Here is a 23,453-nt window from a genome sequence, read left to right as displayed (position 1 = left end):
GCAGTTACTGGAATAACCGACTCGTATTACCGACAGATGTTCCTGAGCAGGCTCAAACGTAAATAATTGTGGAACAGGCAGGGATCTGGCGGCGAACCCCTGAAAAGCTGTGTTCATTGCAGGTCGGTGATATTTCACTGCAAGAACCCACAAGTAAGCTCTGTAAACCGTTGGTCAGTGGTTCGCTGGGTCACCCGTCGAGGCAGGGAGTGTTCACATTTATGGCCACACAGTCAGCGCCTGCGAGTGGCCAAAAAAAGCATAAATTTTTTGTTACTACAGCGGGGGCGCCCGCTCACAGACGCCCCCGTTGATTCAGGAGGCCACCGTCTCGGCCGGGGAGACGATGCTGGTCTTGGCACCGCGAGAGCGCCCCGAACTCAGGTAGGCGGCAATCGACTCCTGGGTAACCTCGCCAAGGAACACCTGCTCGGCGTCCAGCACCGGCAACCACGCCCGGTTGAACTCGTACATCCGCGACAACAGGATGCGCAGGTGCTCATCGTGCGAAGCGGTGGCGTTGAACTGACGCAGGAAGTCAGCACACGTGCCCTGTTGCCGATGCATGTCGCGGCGGCGCACATAGCCCAGCGCCTTGTTCGCCGCGTCGGTCACCACCACGTAGCGGCGGTCGTGCTCGTCGAGCAGCTCCAGCGCATCGGCCACTGGTGTTTCCGGGCTGACCGACGGCGCGTTGTCGGCGGCGTCCTCGGCGCGCACCAGCAGCAGCCGCTTGAGGGTGCTGTCCTGGCCGACGAAGTTGCTGACGAAGTCGTCCACCGGGTGCGCCAGCAGGGTATCCGGATGATCCAGCTGGAGCAGCTTGCCCGCGCGGAAGATAGCGATCTTGTCACCCAGCTTGATCGCTTCGTCGATGTCGTGGCTGACCATGATCACGGTCTTGTTCAGCGCCCGCTGCATCTCGAAGAACTCGTTCTGGATCATCTCGCGGTTGATCGGGTCAACCGCGCCGAACGGTTCATCCATCAGCAGCACCGGCGCATCGGCGGCCAGTGCGCGGATCACGCCGATGCGCTGTTGCTGGCCACCGGACAACTCGCGGGGGTAACGCTGCAAGTACTGCTTGGGTTCAAGCTTGATCATGCTCATCAGTTCGCGCGCGCGGTCGTGGCAGCGCTGCTTGTCCCAGCCGAGCAGGCGCGGCACTACGGTGATGTTCTCTTCGATGGTCATGTTGGGGAACAGACCGATCTGCTGAATCACATAGCCGATACTGCGGCGCAGGCTGACTTCGTCCAGCCCGGTGGTGTCCTCGCCGTTGATGAACACCTGGCCTGAGGTCGGTGTGATCAGGCGGTTGATCATCTTCAAGGTGGTGCTCTTGCCGCAGCCCGACGGGCCGAGGAACACGCAGATTTCGCCTTCGTTGACGGTCAGGTTGACCGAGTCGACGGCTTTGACGTCCTTGCCGTTGGCATGGAAGGTCTTGCTGAGGTTCTTCAATTCGATCATGAGCGCAGTCCTCGTGGAGTCAGGGCACGTTGCAGGGCTTGCAGGAGCAGGTCGGCGACAATCGCCAGCAGGCTCACCAGCACCGCGCCGACCAGCAGCATCGACATGTCGCTGCGGCTGATGGAAGTCAGAATAAGTACACCCAGGCCACCGGCGCCGATGGTCGCGGCGATGGTCATTACGCCGATGTTCATCACCACGGCGGTGCGCACCCCGGCGAGGATCACCGGCACGGCGATCGGCAGCTCGACCATGCGCAGGCGCTGGCCGAAGGTCATGCCGATACCGCGGGCGGCTTCACGGATGCCCGGTTCGACGTTGGTCAAGGCCAGGTAGGTGTTGCGCAGGATCGGCAGCAGTGAATAAAGGAACACCGCCGTGATCGCCGGCAATGGGCCCAGGCCCTGGCCGAACTTGGAGTAGAACGGCAGCAGCAGGCCGAACAAGGCAATCGAGGGAATGGTCAGCAGCACCGTGGCGCTGGCCTGCAGCGGGCCGGCCAGGACCGGGAAGCGTGTCATCAGAATGCCCAGCGGCACGCCGAAGACAATCGCCAGGCTGACCGCGATGCCGACCAGGGTGATGTGCTGCCAGGTCAGCTGCAGCACCAGCGCCCAGTCGAGGTGGGCAAAGGTATCGAACAGGCTCATGGCTGTACCTCTTTGTCGGCAGTGCCGGGCAGCGGATGCTCACGCAGGAATGCAGCGGCAACCACCGACGGGCTCTGGTGTTCGACGTCGACCTTGGCATTGAGCTGGCGCATGGTCTCGTCGTCCAGTTGCTCGGCCAGCGGCTTGAGCAGGGTGGCCAATTGCGGGTTGGCGTCGAGCACCGCTTTACGTACCACCGGCGCAGCGGTGTAATCGGGGAAATAGTGCTTGTCGTCTTCCAGCAAGGTCAGATTGAACGCGTTGAGGCGACCATCTGTGGTGTACACCAGGCCGGCAAACACCTGATCGTTGCGCAGCGCGGTATAGACCAGGCCGGCGTCCATCTGGCGGATGTTGGCGCGGCCGACCTGCAGGTCGTACAGCTCTTTCAGGCCCACCAGGCCATCCGGGCGATTGGCGAACTCGGTGTCCAGCGCGACCAGATGCTTGCGCTTGTGCTCATCACGCAGCACCTGATTGAGCTGGCTGATGTTGCGCACCTGCGGATACTCTTCGGCGACCTTGCTGGGCAGGGCCAAGGCGTAGGTGTTGCTGAACCGCGACGGGGTCAGCCAGATCAGGTCCTTTTTCGCGTCCAGCTGTTTGACCTTGGCGTAGGTCGCTTCGGCACTGGGCATACGCTCTTCGATATGGTTGTACGAGACCAGCGACACACCGGTGTATTCCCACATCAAATCGAGCTGGCCGGTCTCTTGCGCCTGGCGCGCCAGGCTGCTGCCCAGGCCGCCGGTCACGCGCACGGCAAAGCCATTGGCGCGCAGGTATTGCGCGGTGATTTCGGCGAGTACCGTCTGCTCGGTGAACACCCGGGCACCGATGCGAATCAGCGGTTTTTCCGCCGCTTGGGCAAATCCTGCCAACAGCAGGCCCGCGCCAAGCAACAAGGCGATGGTTTTTCTCATGGGTTCCCTCTACTTATTGAGCCAGGCCGCGTTCCAGCCAGCGCTTGCTGGAGAAACTCACCAGCACATCCAGCAACAACGCCAACGCCGCCGTGCAGGCCGCGCCGAGCAGTAGCTGTGGCTGATTGTTCAAGGCAATGGCAGGGAAGATCAGGCTGCCAAGGCTGTTGGCGCCGATCAGAAACGCCAGCGGCGCGGTGCCGACATTCAGCGCCAGAGCAACCCGCACGCCGCCGACAATGATCGGCACGGCGTTGGGCAGTTCGACTTGCCAGAGTTGCTGGCGCGGAGTCATGCCGATGCCGGTAGCGGCTTCCTTGAGTGAGGCGGGGACGTTTTTCAGGCCTTCGTAGGTGTTGCGCACGATCGGCAGCAGGGAGGCGAGAAACAGCGCGAAGATCGCCGGGCCTGCGCCGATGCCCAGAACACTCAGGGCGATGGCCAGTACGGCCAGGGGAGGGATGGTGTTGCCTACGTTGAAGAACTGCATGAAGCGCTCGGCTTTGTCGACCCGGTGCGGTCGACTCAAGGCAATCCCGGCGGGGATGCCCACGGCCAACGCCGCCGCCATCGAAGCCAGCACCAGCACAAGGTGCGCTTGCAGGTAAAACCACAGATCGTCGCGATAACGCGCGATCGTGTCGAGGCCGATCCAGTGGATCAGCAGGGCCAGGATGACAAGCGCGGTGGCCCATCCCATCAGCCCTTTTCCGTAGCGTCTAGCCACAGGTGGACTCCTTTTCTTGTCGTCGGCGAACAGTGCTGCGCAGCGCGGCCAGTGCAGGCGGCGGGCAGAGTGATCGCGAGTAGCAGCGTGGCGCTCAGCGAAGCTGCGCGGACATGCCATGAGCCAAGCCCCGTCGGGCTCGAAAATGCAGGTATTACCAGCCCCAAACTGCAATGGTCAGCGGGGGGTGGACGTCTCCGGGGACGCAAAGGTTCCCATCTGAGGCGGCATTTGGCCAGCCAATTATTCTTCGCAAGCCCTTGTTTCCAGATGCACTTTTGCTCTGTAGCCCTATTGAATCAAGGCGCGCGGCCAACTCCGACGAGCGGTCGTGCACTCATGCAAATTACCAATAAGGCGGCTTTTATCATGTTGAATCACAGCTACGATCGGTCATTTATCGCCACCATCCAGTGCGTCACGCCTGGGCGTGAAGGCTATTTTGATTGCGCCAAACTGGCAGAGCGCGAAGGGCAGGCTGCCCGCGCTGCGGATGACTGGATGATCGTCACGTCCTTGACGTTACGCGAGCCGCATCTGTTCTGGTTCCGATGCCTGTTTGACGAGTCCAGGGGACGGCCGTACTACGATATCCAGTCCTGGAGCCGGCGCACCGGCCGCGACTTCCAATCCAGCAATCGTCACCTGGACTTCAATCACAACGGTTATCCAGGCTTGTACCCACAGGTGCCTGAAGATGCCAGGTTGTGGAAGTTCATCACTCGGCAAGAGGACGGTAACCAGGCCAGCATGACCTCGATTGTCGAGGCAGGCCAGCAGCTCGACGGGCAGATCTGGACCCGCTCCAATCTTGCTCTGCGCGCCATGGAGCCCGAGCATGTCGCCGATCACTGGTTTGCCTATGTGAATACCAGCAAAGGTGAGGTGCTGGATGTACGGCTTGAAGTGCTGCATATCGGCGAGGAGTTGATGGACGATCAGTAAAGGCTCCGCGGCGCTTTGGCTGACAGGGCGCAGCCCTCGCTTAGTAGGTAGCGATAGATCGGCATGCTTTGGGCGGGTTCGCTCTCGTCAGCAGGCCTTTTGGCTTGGCCGCCAAGTTCAGGTACAATATCGCCCCTTTTTCGATCCCCATTCAGGCGATTTCCCATGACCAACCAGGCCGCCGAAGTCGCGAAGCGCCGCACTTTCGCAATCATTTCCCACCCCGACGCCGGTAAGACCACCATCACCGAGAAACTCTTGCTGATGGGCAAGGCCATTGCCGTCGCCGGTACCGTGAAGTCGCGCAAGTCCGACCGCCACGCCACCTCCGACTGGATGGAAATGGAGAAGCAACGCGGTATCTCCATCACCACCTCGGTCATGCAGTTCCCTTACCGCGAACACATGATCAACCTGCTCGACACCCCGGGCCACGAAGACTTCTCGGAAGACACCTACCGCACCCTGACCGCAGTCGACTCGGCCCTGATGGTGCTCGACGGTGGTAAAGGCGTCGAGCCACGCACCATCGCCCTGATGGACGTCTGCCGTCTGCGTGACACGCCAATCGTCAGCTTCATCAACAAACTCGACCGCGATATCCGCGACCCTATCGAGCTGCTCGACGAGATCGAAGCGGTACTCAAGATCAAGGCCGCGCCAATCACCTGGCCGATCGGTTGCTATCGCGACTTCAAGGGCGTTTACCATCTGGCCGGCGACTACATCATCGTCTACACCCCAGGCCATGGTCACGAGCGCACCGAGGTCAAGATCATCGAGAAACTCGACTCCGATGAAGCCCGCGCGCACCTGGGTGACGAGTACGATCGCTTCCTTGAGCAACTGGAGCTGGTACAAGGCGCCTGCCACGAGTTCAACCAGGAAGAGTTCCTCAACGGCCAACTGACCCCGGTGTTCTTCGGTACCGCGCTGGGCAACTTCGGTGTCGACCATGTGCTCGATGCTGTGGTCGACTGGGCGCCACGCCCGCTGGCGCGCGTAGCCAACGAGCGGACCGTCGAGCCGGTCGAAGAGAAATTCACCGGCTTCGTGTTCAAGATCCAGGCCAACATGGACCCGAAACACCGCGACCGCATCGCCTTCATGCGCATCTGTTCGGGCAAGTACGAAAAGGGCATGAAGATGCGTCACGTGCGCACCGGCAAGGACGTACGCATCGGCGACGCCCTGACCTTCTTCTCCTCCGAGCGTGAGCAACTGGAAGAAGCCTTTGCCGGCGACATCATCGGCCTGCACAACCACGGCACCATCCAGATCGGCGACACCTTCAGCGAAGGCGAAAGCCTAGGCTTCACCGGCATCCCGCACTTCGCCCCGGAATTGTTCCGCCGCGTGCGGCTGAAAGACCCGCTCAAGTCCAAGCAGCTGCGCCAGGGCCTGCAGCAGCTCGCCGAAGAAGGCGCGACCCAGGTGTTCTTCCCGCTGCGCAGCAACGACATCATCCTCGGTGCGGTCGGTGTGCTGCAGTTCGACGTGGTCGCCAGCCGCTTGAAGGAAGAGTACAAGGTCGAGTGCGGCTACGAGCCGATCACGGTCTGGTCGGCGCGCTGGATCAGCTGCGATGACAAGAAGAAGCTCGAGGAATTCGAGACCAAGGCTGTGGAGAACCTTGCCGTCGATGGCGGCGGTCACCTGACCTACCTCGCCCCGACTCGGGTCAACCTGGCGCTGATGGAAGAGCGCTGGCCGGACGTGAAATTCCGCGCCACGCGGGAACATCACTGATCTCATTATTGGGGCCGCATCTGCGGCCCCAATGCTGTTCAGTTACCGGCTTTGATACTGGTCCACAGGCGAGTGCGAATGCGGTCGATCTTGGCGGGCATCGCCTCCAGTGCGTACAGCTTGCCCATCACATCGTCGCTCGGGTAGATCATCGTGTTGCTTTTAAGTGCAGGGTCGACCAGCGTGTCGGCCTTGAGATTGCCATTGGCGTACTGCACATGGTTACTGATGTTGGCCATCACCTCAGGCTGCAACAGGTAGTTCATGTAGGCGTAGGCCTGCTTCTCGTCGGGCGCATCGGCTGGCATAGCGACCATGTCGAACCACATCGGCGCACCTTCCTTGGGGATCGAATAGCCAACCCTGACGCCGTTCTTGGCTTCTTCGGCGCGGTTCTTCGCCTGCAGCACATCGCCGGAGAAGCCGACCACCACGCACACGTCGCCATTGGCCAGGTCGCCGGTGTACTTGGATGAGTGGAAGTAGCTGATGTACGGGCGCACCTTCATCAGCAGTTCTTTGGCTTTCTCGTAGTCCTTCGGATCCTGGCTGTGGTGCGGCAGGCCGAGGTAGTGCAGGGCAATCGGCAGCAGCTCGGGGCCGTTGTCGAGCACCGCCACACCGCAGCTCTTGAGCTTGCTCATGTACTCGGGCTTGAAGATCAGGTCCCAGGAATCGACCGGCGCGTTGTCGCCGAGCACCGCCTTGACCTTGTCGATGTTGTAGCCGATGCCGGTGCTGCCCCACAGGTAGGGGAAGCCATACTGGTTGCCCGGATCGTTGACCTCCAGCGCCTTGAGCAGCACCGGATTGAGGTTCTGCCAGTTGGGCAGTTGGCTCTTGTCGAGCTTCTTCAGGGCCTTGCCCTGGATCTGCCGGGCCATGAAGTGGTTCGACGGGAACACCACGTCATAGCCGGAGTTGCCGGTCATCAGCTTGCCGTCGAGGGTCTCGTTGCTGTCGAACACGTCATAGGTCGGGACGATGCCGCTGGCCTGCTGGAAGTTCTTCAGGGTATCGGGGGCGATGTAGCTCGACCAGTTGTAGATCTTTACCGACTCGGCGGCGTTGCTGACACAAGCGGCGAGCATCAGGGGAGCGATTAGAAGCGTGCGCATGTCCGGGGTACCTTGCTTTGTGTGTTGTTATCGAAGGACGGCAGAGGCGATCAGCGATCAGAAAATCAATACATAGGTCTTGCGCACGGTTTCTTCGATGTCCCAGATTCCGGTGCTGTTGGCCGGTAGCATCAGTGCGTCTCCGGCTTCTATGAGTAGCGGTTCGCCTCCATCAGGGGTGAAGGTGCAGCGGCCCTTGATGAAGTGGCAGAACTCCTGCTGCACGATCTGCCGGCGCCAGCGCCCTGGGGTGCACTCCCAGATACCGGTTTCGACCCCATCGCTGCGTTCGACGCTGGTCACCGACGTCACGGCGACTGGCTCACCGAGCGGCACGGCGACCGGGTTGGATTCCTCGAGTACGGCGCTGTCGGTGTGTTTGAACTGGGTGATGCTCATGACCAGTGAATCCTGTGTTGAGAAAAGGGCAAGTCAGTGCATGAAGCCTTCCATGAAGTCGGCCACACCGCTGGCCAGGCGCCGGCGCCAGGGGGCGCTGGCGGGGTTGGCGAGGGTGCGGTCTTCATGGACGAAGCTGCGGATGATCGCGTTGTAGCCCAGCCAGCGGCAGGGCTCGGGCGGCCAGCTCGCCAGGCTCGTCAGCGGGCAGTTGTCGTGTACCCAGGGCTGTGCGGTCAGCTGGTTGTGCTGGCCAAGAATCAGCGCCGCCAGGGTGCGCCCGCCCAGGTTGGTCGCGCCTACACCTTCGCCGCCGTAGCCGCCGGCGAGGGCGATGCCGCGCTGACGATCACACAGCATGTGCGGGCGGAAGCGCCTGGCCATGCCCAGGTTGCCGCCCCAGGAATGGGTAATACGGGCGTTTTTCAGCTGCGGGAACAGCTCGCCTAACAGATAGCGGCGCAGCTCGATCTCGTGGTCCTTGAGGTTGAAGTCTTCGCGCAGGCGGCCGCCAAAGCGATAGCCACCACGCGCACCGAACACCAGGCGGTTGTCGGCGGTGCGCTGGCCGTAGGTGACCTGGCGGCTGTTCTCGCTGAAGGCCTGCCCCTGGTTCAGGCCGATCTGCTCCCAGGTCGACTCCGGCAACGGCTCGGTGGCGACCAGCAGGCTCTGCACCGGCAATTGGTGCTTGCCTAGCGGCGGCAGGCTGGCTGCGTAACCCTCCACGGCCGGCACCAGCCAATGAGCGCGGACGTTGGCATGGGGCGTGCGCACCATGCCAGGCTGCAGATCAAGCGCAGGGCTGTTCTCGTAAATGGTCACGCCCATGCGCTCGACCGCCCGGGCCAGGCCGCGCACCAGTTTGGCCGGCTGGATGGTGGCGGTGTGCGGGCTGAAGATCGCCCCGTAAGGGCTGCTAACGCGCAGCTGTGCATCCAGTTGTTCAGGACGCAGCCAGCGGTAGTCGTCTTCGTTCATGCCCTGGCGGTAGAGGTCGTCGAGGTGGGCACGCAGGCTGCGCTCCTGCTCCGGATACCGCGCTGCGCAGTACAGTACGCCGCCTTTGCGGTAGTCGCAGTCGATGCCCTCATGCTGCAGCACGTTGTGCACTTCGTCAGGGATGCCATGCAGCAGGTCGATACTGGCGCGGCGCAGCTGCGGCGACAGGGTAGCGAGCAGGCGGTCTTCGCCCAGCAGGTTGCCCATCAGCCAGCCGCCGTTGCGCCCGGAGGCACCGAAGCCGGCGATGTTGGCTTCGACAATGGCAATGCTCAACTGCGGCGCCTGCTGTTTCAGGTAATAAGCGGTCCACAGGCCGGTGTAGCCAGCGCCGATGATGCACACGTCGACATCGAGGTCCTTGGCCAGGGCCGGGCGGGCGTCGAGGGGCTCGTCGAGCTGGTCCATCCAAAGGCTGATCGTGCGCCAGGGTTGCATCAGGTGCAGCTCCACATCGGTAAGGTCTGTGGCTGATCCTAGGTTGCGCTGGCGGCGGCTGTCTTACGTGCGTGCACGCAGCGAAAGTTGTTTTACGTAAGCCTTGGGCGACAGCCCGGTGTGCTCGCGAAACGCCTTGTAGAACGCCGACAGTGAGTTGAAACCGGCGCCGAACGCCAGCGCATCCATGGTGGCACCGCCGCTGCTGCCGTCGAGCCCGGCCAGCAGGTGCTGCAGACGCGCCTGGTTGACGTAGCGATAGAAGCTCTGGCCGAGCACCTGATTAAGCAGATAGGAAATCTGATTGCGGCTGTAGCCGCTGTCCTTGGCCACTTGTTGCAAGTCCAGCTCAGGGTCCAGGTAGGGCCGCTGGCGCTGAAAGTAATGCTCAAGATCCTGAGCCATGGTGCTCAGCTGACGCGGTGACAGGCCCAGCCGGCTGGTGGCAGGGCGCAGGCCGCCGTTGCTGATGCTCTTGCTGCCCTGACGGACCAGTGTGGCGTATTCGTTGACCCGCCAGATCAAGCCGTCCTTGACGGTGATCGCCTCACTGGAGTGAAACGCAGTCAGGCCATCGCCGCCCTGCACCGTGACCTCGTACTGGATGAAGGCGGTGCAGCCGTCGACCCTGATGCGGTCACTGTGAATGATGTCTTCGCCTGCTTCACGGGGCAGGCAGACGCGTACGTATTCGCGCAGCTCGGCATGGCCCATTACACGGTTCTGAAAGAAGTCGTGGTACTCGACGTCGGAGTGATAGAGGGCCATCACCCCATCGAGGTCGCGGTGTTTCCAGCATAGGTGATAGCGCAGCACGGTGTCGGCTGTAACGGGCGTCTGGGCGGGGCCGTCGGGCAGGGTAATCGATGTCATGGGGTGATGGTGCCGGGCCGCTCAGCGCCGGGCAAGTGCGCGTTGCCGAGGCCCCATTGCAGAAACCCTGAGCGGTATATGGTCATTCGGGTTTTATGCACGATCCTCCCTATACGTTTTTTTGTAACTCTTTGATTTATATAAATGTAATTTTTTGTCGCAATTGGCACAGTGTCTGCACCAGTGCAAGTGCAAGCAAACGGAACCGTTGCTAACTACAAAAGGCGCTGCCACATGATTACCACTGCCGAGCTATCACCCACTGTCGCCGATGCCTCGAACCATTCGGGCGTATCCTGGGCGGCGATCTTCGCCGGTGCCGCTGCTGCTGCGGCCCTTTCATTGATCCTGATGATCCTGGGCGCGGGCCTGGGCTTCGCTGCAACTTCGCCATGGGCTCATGAGGGCGCCAGTGCCAAGGCGCTGGGTATCTCGACCATCATCTGGCTGCTGCTGACGCAGATTATTGCTTCGGGCGCCGGTGGCTATATTGCCGGTCGCCTGCGGGTAAAGTGGGCCAATCTGCATGCTGATGAAGTGTACTTCCGCGACACCGCGCATGGCTTCCTGGCCTGGGCCGTGGCGACTCTGGTAACTGCAGTGCTGATCGTCAGCATGCTCGGCAACGTCCTCAGCGCTGGCGCGCAGGCCGGTGCAGCTGCAGTGGGCGGCGCCGCTACCGCTGCGACCGCAGTAGTTGGCAAGACCGATGCTGACCCAATGGGCTATTACATCGACAACCTGTTCCGCAGCGAAGGCCCAGCGCCTGTAACAGACGACGCTGCCACGGCAGTTGCCGGTCGCATCGTTGCCCGTGCCGTAGCCAACGATGGTGCTCTGTCTGCTGATGACCGTACCTACCTGGCGCAATTGGTCGCTCAGCGTACTCGCCTGACTCAGGCCGAGGCCGAAGCTCGCGTCGATCAGATCTATACCGAAGTGCAGCAGGATGCACAGAAAGCCAAGGTAGCTGCTCAAGAAGCCGCTGATACCGCCGCCAAGGTCGCTGCCTGGACCGCTCTGTGGACCTTCATCGGCCTGCTTTGCGGCGCGTTCTTCGCTTGCCTTGCTGCCCTGTTTGGTGGCCGTCAGCGTGATCAGGCTCGCTGGATCGACGTCGACGACGCGGCTTATGTCGGTCGCCGTACCGTTCACACCAACAGCGCGCCGATTCGCTAATCAACTGAACTGACCAGGAGAACTACCATGCGCTCGATTCTGCTTTGGATGATTGGGGTACCGATCCCTGTGATCATTTTGATCGCGATCTTCATGCACTGATAAAACCGGGGCCGCTTTGCGGCCCTTTCGCGACACTAGGCCGCTCCTACACCGACCGCGCCATCCTCAGGATATGCGCGGTCCCTGTAGAGCGGCCTTGTGTCGCGATGGGCTGCGAAGCAGCCCCCAGCTATCTAAAGAAACTGCTCCGCGTAATGACACGCCACCTGCCGCGTGCCCACCTGCCGAAACGCTGGCACTTCCTTGCTGCACCGCTCCGTGGCATACGGGCAACGCTTGTGAAAGGCACAGCCATCTGGCGGATTCAACGGATTGGGCAGCTCCCCCACAATGCGAATCTTCGGCTTCAACGGGTCTGGATGAATCGCCGGCGTCGCTGACAACAACGCCTGGGTATAAGGGTGCAGCGGCTTGTCATAGATATCCGCCTTCGGCCCCATCTCCGCAGGCCTGCCCAGATACATCACCAACACCTGATCAGCTACATGCCGCACTACCGCCAGGTTGTGCGAGATGAACACGTAAGCGGTGTTGAATTCTTTCTGCAGGTCCATGAACAGGTTCAGCACCTGGGCCTGGATTGACACATCCAGCGCCGATGTTGGTTCATCCGCCACCAGCACCTTGGGCTGCAGCATCATCGCCCGGGCCAAGGCAATGCGCTGGCGCTGGCCACCCGAGAACATGTGCGGATAACGCTGGTAATGCTCCGGTCGCAAACCCACCTGCTGCATCATTGCCTGGACCCTCTCGCGGCGCTCTTGCTTGCTCAGCGAGGTGTTGATCAGCAATGGCTCGGCCAACTGGTCGCCAATCTTCTGCCGCGGATTGAGCGAGGCATACGGGCTCTGGAACACCATCTGTACATCACGGCGCAGTTGCTTGCGCTGCTCCTTGCTGGCGCCAGTGACTTCGGTGCCGGCGATCTGCAGCGAGCCGGCAGTGGGTTCTTCGATCAAGGTCAGGGCGCGGGCCAGGGTCGACTTGCCGCAACCCGACTCGCCGACCACCGCGAGGGTTTGGCCCGCTTCGAGCTCGAACGACACGCCATTGAGTGCCCGCACCAGGGCATGGCCCTTGAACAGGCCGCGAGACACCTGGTAATGGCGGGTAAGGTCACGTGCGCTGAGTACGGCAGTCATCACGCCACCTCCTGGTTCAGTGGATAGAAGCAGCGTGCCAGGCTCTGGCTCTTGGGCTCTAGCGCTGGTCGCTGGCTGCGGCAGTTGTCGCGCACATACGGGCAGCGCGGCGACAACAGGCAGCCCTGCGGCCGGTCATAGCGGCCGGGGACGATGCCGGGCAGGGTGGCCAAGCGTTCGGCACCGATGCTGTGCTCGGGAATAGCCGCCAGCAAGGCTTCGCTGTAGGGATGCGCGGGCACGTCGAACAGTTCAGGCACCTGACCAACTTCAACGGCCTGACCGGCATACATCACGCAGACCCGCTTGGCGGTTTCGGCCACCACGGCGAGGTCATGGGTGATCAGGATCAGCGCCATGTTGCGCTCCTGCTGCAGGTTGACCAGCAGCTCCATGATCTGCGCCTGAATGGTCACATCCAGCGCCGTGGTCGGCTCGTCGGCAATCAGCAGCTTGGGCTCACCGGCGATGGCCATGGCAATCGCCACACGCTGGCTCATGCCGCCGGAAAGTTGGTGCGGGTAGGCCTGCAAGCGGCTTTCGGCAGCCGGAATCTCGACTTTTTCGAGCAGCTCCAGGGCCCGTTGTCGGGCCGCTTTGCCTTTCAGTCCAAGGTGCTGGCGCAGTACTTCTTCGATCTGGAAGCCGACCGTGTAGCTGGGATTGAGCGCGGTCATCGGGTCCTGAAAGATCATCGCGATATCCTTGCCGACGATCTTGCGCCGCTGCCGGCCACTGAGCTTGAGCATGTCGGTGCCGGCGAAGCTCATGGTGTCTGCGGTGATCCAGCCGGGGGCGTCGATCAAGCCCATCAGGGCCATCATGGTCACCGACTTGCCCGAACCGGACTCGCCGACGATGGCGACGATCTCGCCGGCATCGACCGCCAGGTCCAGGCCATCCACCACCGGCACTGCCGAGGCATCGCCGAAGCGCACATTGAGGTTGTTGATCTGCAATAGTGACATGGCGTGGTCCTCAGGCGGCGTTCTTGAGTTTCGGGTCCAGCGCATCGCGCAGTCCGTCGCCCATCAGGTTGATTGCCAGCACACTGAGCAATATGGTCAAACCGGGCAGGCTCACCACCCACCAGGCGCGTTCGATGTAGTCGCGGGCCGAGGCCAGCATGGTGCCCCACTCAGGCGTTGGCGGTTGCACACCCAAGCCAAGAAAGCCCAGTGCTGCGGCATCGAGGATGGCTGAGGAAAAACTCAAGGTCGCCTGCACGATCAGCGGCGCCATGCAGTTCGGCAGCACGGTGACGAACATCAGCCGCGGCAGGCTGGCGCCGGCCAGGCGGGCAGCGGTGACGTAGTCGCGGTTGAGTTCGCCCATCACCGCGGCGCGGGTCAGGCGTACGTAGGCCGGCAGCGAAACGATGGCGATGGCGATCACGGTATTGATCAGGCCAGGGCCGAGAATCGCGACGATGGCCACTGCCAGCAGCAGCGAAGGCAGGGCCAGCATCACGTCCATCAGGCGCATGATCGACGGCCCGAGAATCCGCGGGAAGAACCCGGCCAAAAGGCCGAACAGCACGCCCGGGATCAGCGAAATCACCACCGACGACAGGCCGATCAGCAGCGACAGGCGCGCGCCCTGGATCAGCCGCGACAGCAGGTCACGGCCAAGCTCGTCGGTGCCGAGGATGAACTGCCAGGTACCGCCTTCGAGCCACACCGGCGGGGTCAGCAGGAAGTCGCGGTACTGCTCGCTCGGGCTGTGCGGTGCAACCCATGGCGCGAACAGCGCGCAAAACACCACCAGGGTCATGAATGCCAGGCCTGCGACCGCGCCCTTGTTGCGCGCGAACGCTTGCCAGAATTCCTTGTACGGTGACGGGTACAGCAGGCTTTGATCGACCGGGCTGGGCGCGGTCACGGTGTTGCGTGTATTACTGCTCATGACGGGGCCTCAGCGCTGGTGACGGATACGTGGATTGGCCAGGCCGTAGAGAATGTCCACGACGAAATTGACCAGAATGACCAGGCAGGCGATCAGCAGGATGCCGTTCTGGACCACGGGATAGTCACGGGCGCCGATGGCTTCGATCAGCCATTTGCCGATGCCCGGCCAGGAAAAGATGGTTTCGGTCAGGACCGCGCCTGCCAGCAACGCGCCGACCTGCAGGCCGAACACCGTCAGCACCGGGATCAGCGCATTGCGCAGGCCATGCACGAACACCACCCGCGCTGGCGACAGGCCCTTGGCGCGGGCGGTACGGATGTAGTCCTCGCGCAGCACTTCGAGCATCGACGAGCGGGTCATGCGGGCGATCACCGCCAGTGGAATAGTGCCAAGCACGATGGCCGGCAGAATCAGGTGCATGAGCGCATCCTTGAACGCGCCTTCTTCGTCACTGAGCAGGCTATCTATGAGCATGAAGCCGGTCCGCGGCTCAATATCCAGCAAGGGGTCGATGCGCCCGGATACCGGCGTCCAGCCAAGGCTCACCGAGAACAACATGATCAGGATCAGGCCCCACCAGAAGATCGGCATCGAGTAGCCGGCCAGAGAAAGCCCCATCACCCCGTGATCGAACAGCGAACCGCGCTTGAGGGCGGCGATCACCCCGGCGAGCAAACCGACGACGCCGGCGAAGAACAGCGCCGCCAGGGCCAGTTCGAGGGTTGCCGGGAACAGCGTGGTGAACTCGCTCCAGACGCTTTCGCGAGAACGCAGCGATTCACCCAGGTCGCCCTGGGCGAGCTGGCCGATGTAGTCCAGGTACTGCACCGGCAGCGGCTTGTTCAGGCCCAGGCGCTCCATGGCCTGGGCGTGCATTTCAGGGTCGACCCGGCGTTCGCCCATCATCACTTCGACCGGGTCGCCGGGGATCAGGCGAATCAGGGCAAAGGTCAGCAGGGTGATACCGAAGAACGTCGGAATCAGCAGGCCCAGACGTCGGGCAATAAAACTCAACATGCTTGGTGTACCTCATCAGCCGGCCAGCCCGCCATCGGGGCGGCTGGTCCGGATTGCGCCGCCGGCTCCCGTGCAGGCTGCCAGCGGTCATTGTTGTCGTGCTACTCCAGCCGGGTTGTGGCGAAGTTATTGTTGGTCAGAGGGTTGAGCTGGTAACCCTCCACATTCGCACGCATGGCCGTGAACATTTTCGGATGGGCCATGCTGATCCAGGGTTGGTCGCCATCGTACACCGCCAAGGCCTTGAAATAGAGGTTTGCCCGTTGATCTTCGTCGATCACGGTGCGCGCCTGACTGATCAGTGCCTGAAACTCAGAGTTGCACCAGCGTGCATAGTTCTCGCCGCTTTTGGCCGCATCGCAGCTGAGCAGCGGAGTGAGGAAGTTGTCCGGGTCGCCGTTGTCGCTGCCCCAGCCTGTAGAGACCAGGTCGGCCTCGCCATTTTTCGCTCGGCGCAGCATCTCGGCCCACTCCATCACACGGATCTCCAGCTTGATGCCGATCTGGGCGAGGTCGGCCTGGAGCATCTCGGCAGACAAGCGCGGGTTGGGGTTGGTCGGGCCGCCGCCGTTGCGCGTGAACAGGGTGAGCACGGTGCCGGGCGGCACACCTGCCTCTGCCAGCAACGCGCGGGCCTTGTCCAGATCGCGAGGTGGGTTGTGGTTGTCGGTATTGAAGCCGGGCATGCTTGGCGGATAAGGGTTGACCGCCATAAGCGCGTTGCCTTTGCCGAACAGCTGGTCAACATGCGCCTGGCGGTCGAAGGCCAGATTTATCGCGCGGCGCACGCGCACATCGCTGAGGTATTTGCGCTGGGTATTCATGGCAATGTAGCCGGTGACCAGCGCTTCCAGCTCTGCCACCTTCAGGCGTTTGTCCTGCTTGATCAAAGGCACATCATCAGGCTTGGGATACAGCGCGACCTGGCATTCGTTGGCGCGCAGTTTCTGTATCCGCACATTGTTATCAGTGGCGATCACGAAGATCAGCGGGTCGGCCGCCGGCTTGCCACGAAAATACTCCGGGTTAGCCTTGTAGCGCACCTGAGCATCCTTGCGATAACGCTGGAAGATGAACGGCCCGGTGCCGATCGGCCTGCTGTTGAGCAGGTTGGGGGTGCCGGCCTTGAGCAGTTGATCGCCATATTCGGCGGAGTAGATCGAGGTGAAGGCCATGGCCATGTCACGCAGGAACGGCGCTTCCGGCCGATTGAGGGTAAAGACCACGGTGAGCTGATCGGTCTTCTCGACCGACTTGATCAGTTTGCTGAACGCCATGCTTTCGAAGTACGGATAACCGACACTGGTCTTGTTGTGCCAGGGATGGTTCGGATCGAGTTGGCGGCGAAAACTCCAGAGCACGTCATCGGCGTTGAAGTCGCGGGTCGGCGTGAAGTAATCGGTGCTGTGGAATTTGACTCCTGGGCGCAAGTGGAAGGTGTAGGTCAGGGCATCGGCACTGATCTCCCAACGCTCGGCCAGCGCTGGCTGGATATCGGTGGTGCCGGGTTTGAAGTCGACCAGACGGTTGAACACGGTCTCGGCCGAAGCGTCGGCAGTCACTGCGGTGGTGTACTGGACGATGTCGAAGCCTTCCGGGCTGGCCTCGGTGCACACCACCAGCGGCTTGGCCGCCACGTTTGCCGCTGCGGCGAGGGTCAACAGGGCTGCCAGGGCAGCGCGTAGGGATAGAGATGTCATGCAACCTCCCTGCTATGAATGATCCAGCGTAGCCGCCACGGCCGGCCTCAGCGAGCCGCGGCGGCAACGGTCAAAGGATGTTGAAAGGGATGGTGGTGACGATGCGCAGTTCATCCAGGCTGCCGTCGGACTGCGCCTTGCTGGCCCGGTGGGTGGTATAGGTAGCGCGGATGCTGGTGTCTTTCAACGGGCCGCTCTGCAGCACATAGCTGCTGCCGACACCCCACTCGTAGTGGGTCTCGCCGTCCAGACCGCGCACGTCATAGGCCGTACCGCGGTAGTGGGTGCCGTCGATGCCCCAGCCGCGGGCGTTGTACAGATTGAACTTGAGCCCGGGCACTCCGTAATAAGCCATGTTCAGAACATAGGCCAGCTGCAGCGATTTCTCGTTGGGGCCGTTGAAGTCCGAGAGTAATGAGTTGGCCAGGTAGATGCCGTTGGTTTCATGCAGGTAGTCGAAATACTCGTTGCCCATGACCTGCTGCCAGGACGCCGTCAGGCTGTGCGCCTGATGAGTCAGGCCCAGCGACAGGCTGTAGGTGTCGTTATCGATTTTACCGAGCTTCTTGCGGCCTTCGTCCTCTGTTTTGTAGTAGTGCAGGGCGCTGGTCAGACTCAGGCTTGCGCTGTCTCCCAGCACATGGTTGGCGCCGAAGTAGTACTGGTTCCAGAAGTCATCCACTTTGGCCGCGTACAGGCTGGCGCTCAGGTTGGGCAGCGGCTGATAGTTGAGGCCGACGGTTCTGGCGCGGTCGGTTTCCAGGCCAGCAGCGCCATACTCGCTGCGGAACTTGCTCAAGCTTTGTTCGGTACGTGGTGAGACTCGGTCGAAGCTGGCGAAGTCGAACGAGAGCTTGTCGAATTCGGCGCTGTGCAGGCTGACGCCTTGAAAGCTCGAGGGCAGAGCACGGTTGCCGATGCTGGCCAGCATCGGTGTGTCGAGCGACTGGCGGCCCGCGGTCAGGGTGGTGTTGGAAATGCGCGCCTTGATATTGGCCAGGCCGGCTTTGCTCCACTGGTCGAGCGGGTCGCCATTGCTGTGGGTCAGGGTACGGTTGTTGGGGCCGGCCACCGAGCGGCGGTCGCGCTCCAGGGCTACAGCGTTGTAGGCCGCCACTTCTGCGGCGAAGCCGACAGTGCCTTGGGTGAAGCCTGAGCTGTAGTTGAGGATGCTGCCCTGCAGCCAGTTGCTGCGGCTATGCGTGTCGTGGCGGCTGCCGTCGCTTTTGCTGTACTTCCACAACGGCGCGCGTGCTGCGCGTTCGCGGGCATACCAGTTGCGGGTGCTGCCGGTGACGCTTTGGCCGTCGAAAAAGCCGCTGGCCTCGGCTTGGGCACTGGGCCTGAGCTTCAGGGTGAAGAACTCATCGCCGAGCGTGTCGGCCTGGGCGGCCGTGCAGAACGCACCTAGCGACAGTGCCAGTGCAGTGGTTACGGGTAGTTTCATGACTACAGCTCCATTGTATTTTTTTAGTTATCGCCGCGCCTTGTGAGCGCGGGTGGTTGCGGTGTTGCCGGAGGACGCGGGGTGTCCGCGAAGAGGGCGGGCGCAGCGGCTCAGTCGACGCTGACGCCAGTGAAGTCGTTGCGGCCAAATGGGCTGACCTTGAAGCCCTGGACCCGAGTGCTGAGCGGCTGATTGACCGTCGAATGGGCTACCGGGGTAATTGGTACCTGCTGCTTGAGGCGCTGCTGGGCCTGTTGATACAGCGCGCTGCGCTGGGCGGGGTCGGTGACCTGTTTGGCCTGCTGGACCAGTTGGTCGTACTCGCGATCGCACCAGCGCGAGTAGTTGTTGCTGCCGATGGCGGCGCAGCTGTAAAGCGTGCCCAGCCAGTTATCGGGGTCGCCGTTATCGCCGGTCCAACCGATCAGGGCGACGTCATGCTCGCCACTTTTCATCCGCTTGACGTATTCACCCCACTCGTAGCTGACGATGCGCACCTTGAAGCCGAGCTTGTTCCAGTCGGCCTGGAGCATCTCTGCCATCAACTTGGCGTTGGGGTTGTAAGGGCGCTGCACGGGCATGGCCCAGAGGGTGATTTCGGTGCCGGGCTTGACCCCAGCCTCGTCTAGTAGGCGCTTGGCCTTGGCCGGGTCGTAGAGTGCGTCCTTGATGCTGGTGTCGTAGGACCATTGCGTCGGCGGCATGGCATTGACGGCCAGTTGCCCGGCGTCCTGGTAAACCGCCTGCAGGATCGCCTGCTTGTTGACCGCCATGTCCATGGCCTGGCGCACCTGCAACTGGTCAAACGGCGCGTGCTGGGTGTTGTAGGCGATATAGCCGAGATTGAAGCCCGGCATGCTCAACACCTGCAGGTTGTCGTCAGTGCTGAGCATCGGCAGGTCGGCAGGCCTTGGATTCAGGGTCACCTGGCATTCGTTACGCCGCAGCTTTTGCATTCGCACCGACGGGTCGACGTTGATCGAAAAGATCAGGTTGTCCAGCTGCACTTGCTCAGGCGCCCAGTATTGCGCGTTGCGCTTGTAGCGGATCTGCGAGTCTTTCTGATACTTGCTGAACACAAACGGCCCGGTGCCGATGGGCTTGCGGTTGATGTCGGTCGGGCGGCCGGTGGCGAGCAGCTGCTCGGCATACTCGGCGGAGAGGATCGAGGCGAAGCTCATGGCGATGTTCTGGATGAACGCTGCATCGACGCTATTCAGGGTGAAGCTGACGCTCAGCGGATCGTTGCTTTCGATCCTGGCGATGTTCTTGTCCAGGCCCATGCTGACGAAGTAGGGAAACTCGCTGGGGTACGCCAGGCGGAAGCGGTGCTGACGGTCGAGCATGCGCTGGAAGGTGAACAGCACGTCATCGGCGTTGAAGTCGCGGCTTGGCTTGAAGGTTGAGCTGCTGTGGAATTTCACCCCCGCACGCAACTTGAAGGAGTAATGCAGGCCGTCGTCGCTGACCTGCCAGCTTTCGGCCAGCGCTGGTTGCACTGCGGTGCCGCTGCGCTCGAACTCGACCAGGCGGTTGTAGATCGGTTCGGCGGCGTCATTGTCGGTGGCGCTGGTGTACTGGGCGGTGTCAAAGCCGGCCGGGCTGCCCTCGGAACAGAACACCAGGCTGTTGCCATGGCTGAGCGATGCCTGGGTCAGCAGGCCCAGGCCTAATACAACCGAATACAGCGGAATATGGCGCATGGCAGATCCTTCTCCTCATCCAACGTCAGCCGCAGCGGGGGTGCTGGAACGGCAGCAATTGCTCGTTCCTGACGTTACGTCGGGAGGGAAGGGGGCGACAGGTTGTGATTTCCCCAAAGGCTGTAGGGATTTTCCGACGGAGGTGGGGGATCCGTCCGATGGCCTAATTACAGCGCCCACTGCCAAGGGCTGGCAGTGGGCCTGGCGGGGTTATTTGGCGATGCTGACGCCGTAGAAGGAGTTGAGGCCGAACGGGCTGATCTTGAAATCTTGCACCGTGCTGCGCATCGGCTGGTACACCGTCGAGTGAGCGATCGGGGTAATCGGCACCTGCTGTTTGAGGATGTGCTGCGCCTGTTGGTACAGCTCGCTGCGCTTGGCTTGGTCAGGGGTGGCCTTGGCCTGCTTGATCAGGTCGTCATAGGGCTTGTAGCACCACTTGGAGAAGTTGTTGCCGTCGACCGCATCGCAGCCGTACAAGGTGCCCAGCCAGTTGTCCGGGTCGCCATTGTCACCGCTCCAGCCGATCAGCATGGCGCCCTGTTCGCCGCCTTTGGAGCGCTTGATGTACTCACCCCATTCATAGCTGACGATCTTGGCTTTGATGCCAACCTTGGCCCAGTCGGCCTGGAGCATCTCGGCCATCAGCTTGGCGTTGGGGTTGTATGGGCGCTGCACGGGCATGGCCCACAAGGTGATCTCGGTGCCTTCCTTGATACCGGCCTCCTTGAGCAGCTGCTTGGCTTTTTCCGGGTCGTAGGGGGCGTCCTTGATGCTGCTGTCGTAAGACCACTGGGTCGGCGGTAGGGCATTGACTGCCAGCTGGCCGGCGCCCTGGTACACCGATTCAATGATCTGCGGCTTGTTCACCGCCATGTCCAGGGCCTGGCGAACCTTGAGCTGGGCCAGCGGGTTGGGCTGGTTGCTGCCTTTGATCTGGTCCATCACGTTGTAAGCGATATAGCCCAGGTTGAAGCCAGCCTGGTCAGGCATCTTCAGGTCTTTGTCGGCCTTGAGCGGCTGGATGTCGGCCGGTCGCGGGAACAGCGTCACCTGGCACTCGTTACGCTTGAGCTTCTGCATGCGCACCGAGGCGTCGGTGGTGATGGCGAAGATCAGGTTGTCGAGCTTGACCTCACCGGCTTGCCAATACTGCTTGTTGCCCTTGAAACGGATCAGCGCGTCCTTTTGATACTTGTTGAAAACGAACGGGCCGGTGCCGATCGGCTTCTGGTTGATGTCGGCCGGCTTGCCCTGCTTTAGCAGTTGATCGGCGTATTCCGCTGACTGGATCGAGGCAAAGCTCATCGCCATGTTCTGGATGAACGCTGCATCTACCTCATTGAGGGTAAAGCGCACGCTGTGCTCATCGATTTTTTCGACGCTGGCGATGTTGCGGTCCATGCCCATGTCGGTGAAATAAGGGAATTCGCTGGGGTAGGCCTTACGGAACGGGTGGTTCTTGTCGAGCATGCGCTGGAAGGTGAACAGCACGTCATCGGCATTGAAGTCGCGGCTCGGTTTGAAGTACGGCGTGGTGTGGAACTTGACCCCTTCGCGCAGGTGGAAGGTCCAGGTCTTGCCGTCGTCGGAGACTTCCCAACTGGTCGCCAGACCCGGAATCACCTTGGTGCTGCCGCGCTCGAACTGGCTGAGGCGATTGAAGATGGTCTCGGCCGAAGCGTCGAAATCGGTGCCTGTGGTGTACTGACCAGGATCGAAGCCTGCCGGGCTGCCCTCCGAACAAAACACCAGGTTGCTCGCGGCAAAGGCCGCCGGCGCCACGGCGAGCAAGCCTGCGCCGAATAAAAGCGGAATGACTGCATGTTTGAGCATGATGGCCTCATTGTTGTCTTTTTTAGCTGAGATGGCCTTGTGAGCCGACCCATCGATCTTTATGCGCGGCAGATTGGCAATGCAACAGTGTGGGGGAGGGCTGGCAGGCGGAATGTGGAACGATCGTACGATAATGTCGCCTGGGTGTAAGTGATGGCGAAGTTGACCGTTTGCGCGGCGAAGATGGCGGCTTTTTGCCACATGTTGCGCAGCGGGATGTCAAGGAGAAAGCGCCGCATTGGGCGTAGGAAAGGGCTTAAAGCGATGTAAGAAGGGGCCGCAAAGCGGCCCCTTCCGGTATAACGTGCAGATCAATCGATCAAGGCATCAGTACTTCAATCAAACCGTCAGCATTCATGCTGACTTCACTAGTGCCCGCTTCGATTTCAGGCGCCACCGCCGCCTCATCAGCCCCCATGGCTTTCATCGCCATTGGCGCGCTGCGCATATAAGGGCGCGGATAGCCGCTGCTGTTCAGGTTCAGGTTGACCACCTTGTAACCCTTGCCGCCGAGGGCCTCGGTCGCCAGCTGAGCGCGAGCCTTGAAGGCATTTACCGCATCCTTGAGCAACTCGTCTTCGCTGGTCTTGCGCGTAGTCTGGGCAATGGAGAAGTCCATGCCGCCCATCTTCAGGTCCTGCAGCAGCTCGCCGGTGAGTTTGGACAGGGTCGGGAAGTCGGCGCTCTCGAGGCGCAGCTCGGCACGCTCGCGCCAGGCGGTGATCTTCTGGCCCTTGGCGTCGTAGACCGGGTAGCTGTTGCGGCTGCCCTGGCTGATTTTCACTTCCTTGACCTGACGCGCCTGCTGCATGGCCTTGTTCATGGTCTCGGTAATGTCCTTGGCCAGCTTGCCCGGATCGCTGTTCTGGGCTTCGCTGTAAAGGGTCACGACCATCAGGTCGCGGGGCACTTCCTTGCTGACTTCGGCGCGCAGCGAGACCTGGTTGTAACGCGGCTCTTCAGCCAGCGCCGGGAGGCTGGCCAACAGGCCGCAGGAAAGCAGCAGGGCAGTGCTGCGACGAGACATATGCATAGGTGACTCCTTGGCGAAGAATAGGCGTGGCGAGTAATTGTCCATGCCACGCATGGCCCATAAGACCGGTTTCAGTGTAGTGGGTTCAAAAGTGCCATCATCAAGCTGTGACAAAGTGTGGCGCTTTG

Annotated in this window: 20 protein-coding genes; 3 read left to right on the top strand and 17 right to left on the bottom strand. The window is 61.6% G+C overall.

From position 1 onward, the window contains the following. Positions 1 to 315 precede the first annotated feature (315 nt). The 4 genes from FW789_RS10000 to FW789_RS09985 are packed head-to-tail and all read right to left on the bottom strand — an operon-like array spanning position 316 to position 3,746. Positions 316 to 1,473 (bottom strand): osmoprotectant ABC transporter ATP-binding protein OsmV, encoded by a 1,158-nt coding sequence (locus FW789_RS10000; protein WP_101316727.1) that lies wholly within the window; start codon positions 1,471 to 1,473, stop codon positions 316 to 318. After that, positions 1,470 to 2,123: an ABC transporter permease gene (locus FW789_RS09995; RefSeq protein WP_101316729.1), complete on the bottom strand. Its 654-nt coding sequence runs from the start codon at positions 2,121 to 2,123 to the stop codon at positions 1,470 to 1,472. Before FW789_RS09995 ends, FW789_RS10000 begins: the two co-directional genes overlap by 4 nt. Beyond that, complete coding sequence (locus tag FW789_RS09990) at positions 2,120 to 3,046, bottom strand: glycine betaine ABC transporter substrate-binding protein (RefSeq protein ID WP_207072430.1); 927 nt, start codon at positions 3,044 to 3,046, stop codon at positions 2,120 to 2,122. The genes FW789_RS09995 and FW789_RS09990 overlap by 4 nt, the downstream gene beginning before the upstream one ends. A 13-nt stretch (positions 3,047 to 3,059) precedes the next feature. Beyond that, positions 3,060 to 3,746: an ABC transporter permease gene (locus FW789_RS09985; RefSeq protein WP_189691561.1), complete on the bottom strand. Its 687-nt coding sequence runs from the start codon at positions 3,744 to 3,746 to the stop codon at positions 3,060 to 3,062. A 396-nt stretch (positions 3,747 to 4,142) separates the two neighbouring features. Here FW789_RS09985 and FW789_RS09980 point away from each other — a divergent pair, with 396 nt between their 5' ends. Together FW789_RS09980 and FW789_RS09975 are read left to right on the top strand one after the other, a co-directional pair. Beyond that, the gene (locus FW789_RS09980; RefSeq protein WP_146047317.1) at positions 4,143 to 4,718 is read left to right on the top strand and encodes a hypothetical protein; all 576 of its coding nucleotides are present in this window, start codon (positions 4,143 to 4,145) and stop codon (positions 4,716 to 4,718) included. A gap of 165 nt (positions 4,719 to 4,883) precedes the next feature. After that, positions 4,884 to 6,467 (top strand): peptide chain release factor 3, encoded by a 1,584-nt coding sequence (locus FW789_RS09975; RefSeq protein ID WP_103436129.1) that lies wholly within the window; start codon positions 4,884 to 4,886, stop codon positions 6,465 to 6,467. 38 nt (positions 6,468 to 6,505) lie between these two features. On the opposite strand, the gene FW789_RS09970 is transcribed toward FW789_RS09975, so the two are convergent. The 4 genes from FW789_RS09970 to FW789_RS09955 form a co-directional block, all read right to left on the bottom strand. After that, entirely contained in the window at positions 6,506 to 7,585 is a 1,080-nt protein-coding gene (locus FW789_RS09970; RefSeq protein ID WP_186697445.1) for a polyamine ABC transporter substrate-binding protein, read from the bottom strand. Between the two features lie 57 nt (positions 7,586 to 7,642). Then, on the bottom strand, positions 7,643 to 7,984 hold the full coding sequence (locus tag FW789_RS09965; protein WP_103436131.1) for a cupin domain-containing protein: 342 nt from the start codon (positions 7,982 to 7,984) through the stop codon (positions 7,643 to 7,645). A 33-nt stretch (positions 7,985 to 8,017) separates the two neighbouring features. Further along, positions 8,018 to 9,424: an NAD(P)/FAD-dependent oxidoreductase gene (locus tag FW789_RS09960; RefSeq protein ID WP_103438703.1), complete on the bottom strand. Its 1,407-nt coding sequence runs from the start codon at positions 9,422 to 9,424 to the stop codon at positions 8,018 to 8,020. A gap of 63 nt (positions 9,425 to 9,487) precedes the next feature. Further along, positions 9,488 to 10,297, bottom strand: coding sequence for an AraC family transcriptional regulator (locus tag FW789_RS09955; protein ID WP_103436132.1), 810 nt, complete (start codon positions 10,295 to 10,297; stop codon positions 9,488 to 9,490). Positions 10,298 to 10,531: 234 nt separating this feature from the next. Between FW789_RS09955 and FW789_RS09950 the strand changes: the two genes are divergently transcribed. Next, positions 10,532 to 11,476 (top strand): hypothetical protein, encoded by a 945-nt coding sequence (locus FW789_RS09950; protein ID WP_101316743.1) that lies wholly within the window; start codon positions 10,532 to 10,534, stop codon positions 11,474 to 11,476. Positions 11,477 to 11,712: 236 nt separating this feature from the next. Here FW789_RS09950 and FW789_RS09945 read toward each other — a convergent pair whose 3' ends face one another. From FW789_RS09945 to FW789_RS09905, 9 genes are all read right to left on the bottom strand, one after another. Then, a complete protein-coding gene (locus FW789_RS09945) occupies positions 11,713 to 12,681 on the bottom strand; it encodes a peptide ABC transporter ATP-binding protein (protein ID WP_101316745.1) in 969 nt (322 codons plus the stop codon). Next, the gene (locus FW789_RS09940; RefSeq protein WP_207072434.1) at positions 12,681 to 13,649 is read right to left on the bottom strand and encodes an ABC transporter ATP-binding protein; all 969 of its coding nucleotides are present in this window, start codon (positions 13,647 to 13,649) and stop codon (positions 12,681 to 12,683) included. Before FW789_RS09940 ends, FW789_RS09945 begins: the two co-directional genes overlap by 1 nt. A gap of 10 nt (positions 13,650 to 13,659) precedes the next feature. Beyond that, on the bottom strand, positions 13,660 to 14,586 hold the full coding sequence (locus tag FW789_RS09935; protein ID WP_181108495.1) for an ABC transporter permease subunit: 927 nt from the start codon (positions 14,584 to 14,586) through the stop codon (positions 13,660 to 13,662). 9 nt (positions 14,587 to 14,595) lie between these two features. Further along, complete coding sequence (locus FW789_RS09930) at positions 14,596 to 15,606, bottom strand: ABC transporter permease subunit (protein ID WP_186697447.1); 1,011 nt, start codon at positions 15,604 to 15,606, stop codon at positions 14,596 to 14,598. A 101-nt stretch (positions 15,607 to 15,707) separates the two neighbouring features. After that, positions 15,708 to 17,306: an ABC transporter substrate-binding protein gene (locus FW789_RS09925; protein WP_446431390.1), complete on the bottom strand. Its 1,599-nt coding sequence runs from the start codon at positions 17,304 to 17,306 to the stop codon at positions 15,708 to 15,710. A 70-nt stretch (positions 17,307 to 17,376) separates the two neighbouring features. After that, complete coding sequence (locus FW789_RS09920) at positions 17,377 to 18,753, bottom strand: OprD family porin (protein ID WP_103436137.1); 1,377 nt, start codon at positions 18,751 to 18,753, stop codon at positions 17,377 to 17,379. A 110-nt stretch (positions 18,754 to 18,863) separates the two neighbouring features. Continuing rightward, on the bottom strand, positions 18,864 to 20,456 hold the full coding sequence (locus FW789_RS09915) for an ABC transporter substrate-binding protein (protein ID WP_446431389.1): 1,593 nt from the start codon (positions 20,454 to 20,456) through the stop codon (positions 18,864 to 18,866). Between the two features lie 210 nt (positions 20,457 to 20,666). Next, a complete protein-coding gene (locus FW789_RS09910) occupies positions 20,667 to 22,292 on the bottom strand; it encodes an ABC transporter substrate-binding protein (RefSeq protein ID WP_207072436.1) in 1,626 nt (541 codons plus the stop codon). A 319-nt stretch (positions 22,293 to 22,611) separates the two neighbouring features. Further along, positions 22,612 to 23,325, bottom strand: coding sequence for an SIMPL domain-containing protein (locus FW789_RS09905; RefSeq protein ID WP_101316759.1), 714 nt, complete (start codon positions 23,323 to 23,325; stop codon positions 22,612 to 22,614). Between the last annotated feature and the right edge of the window lie 128 nt (positions 23,326 to 23,453).

This window comes from Pseudomonas sp. 1121_17 (assembly GCF_052850745.1).
This window is presented reverse-complemented; position numbering and strand designations above follow the sequence as displayed.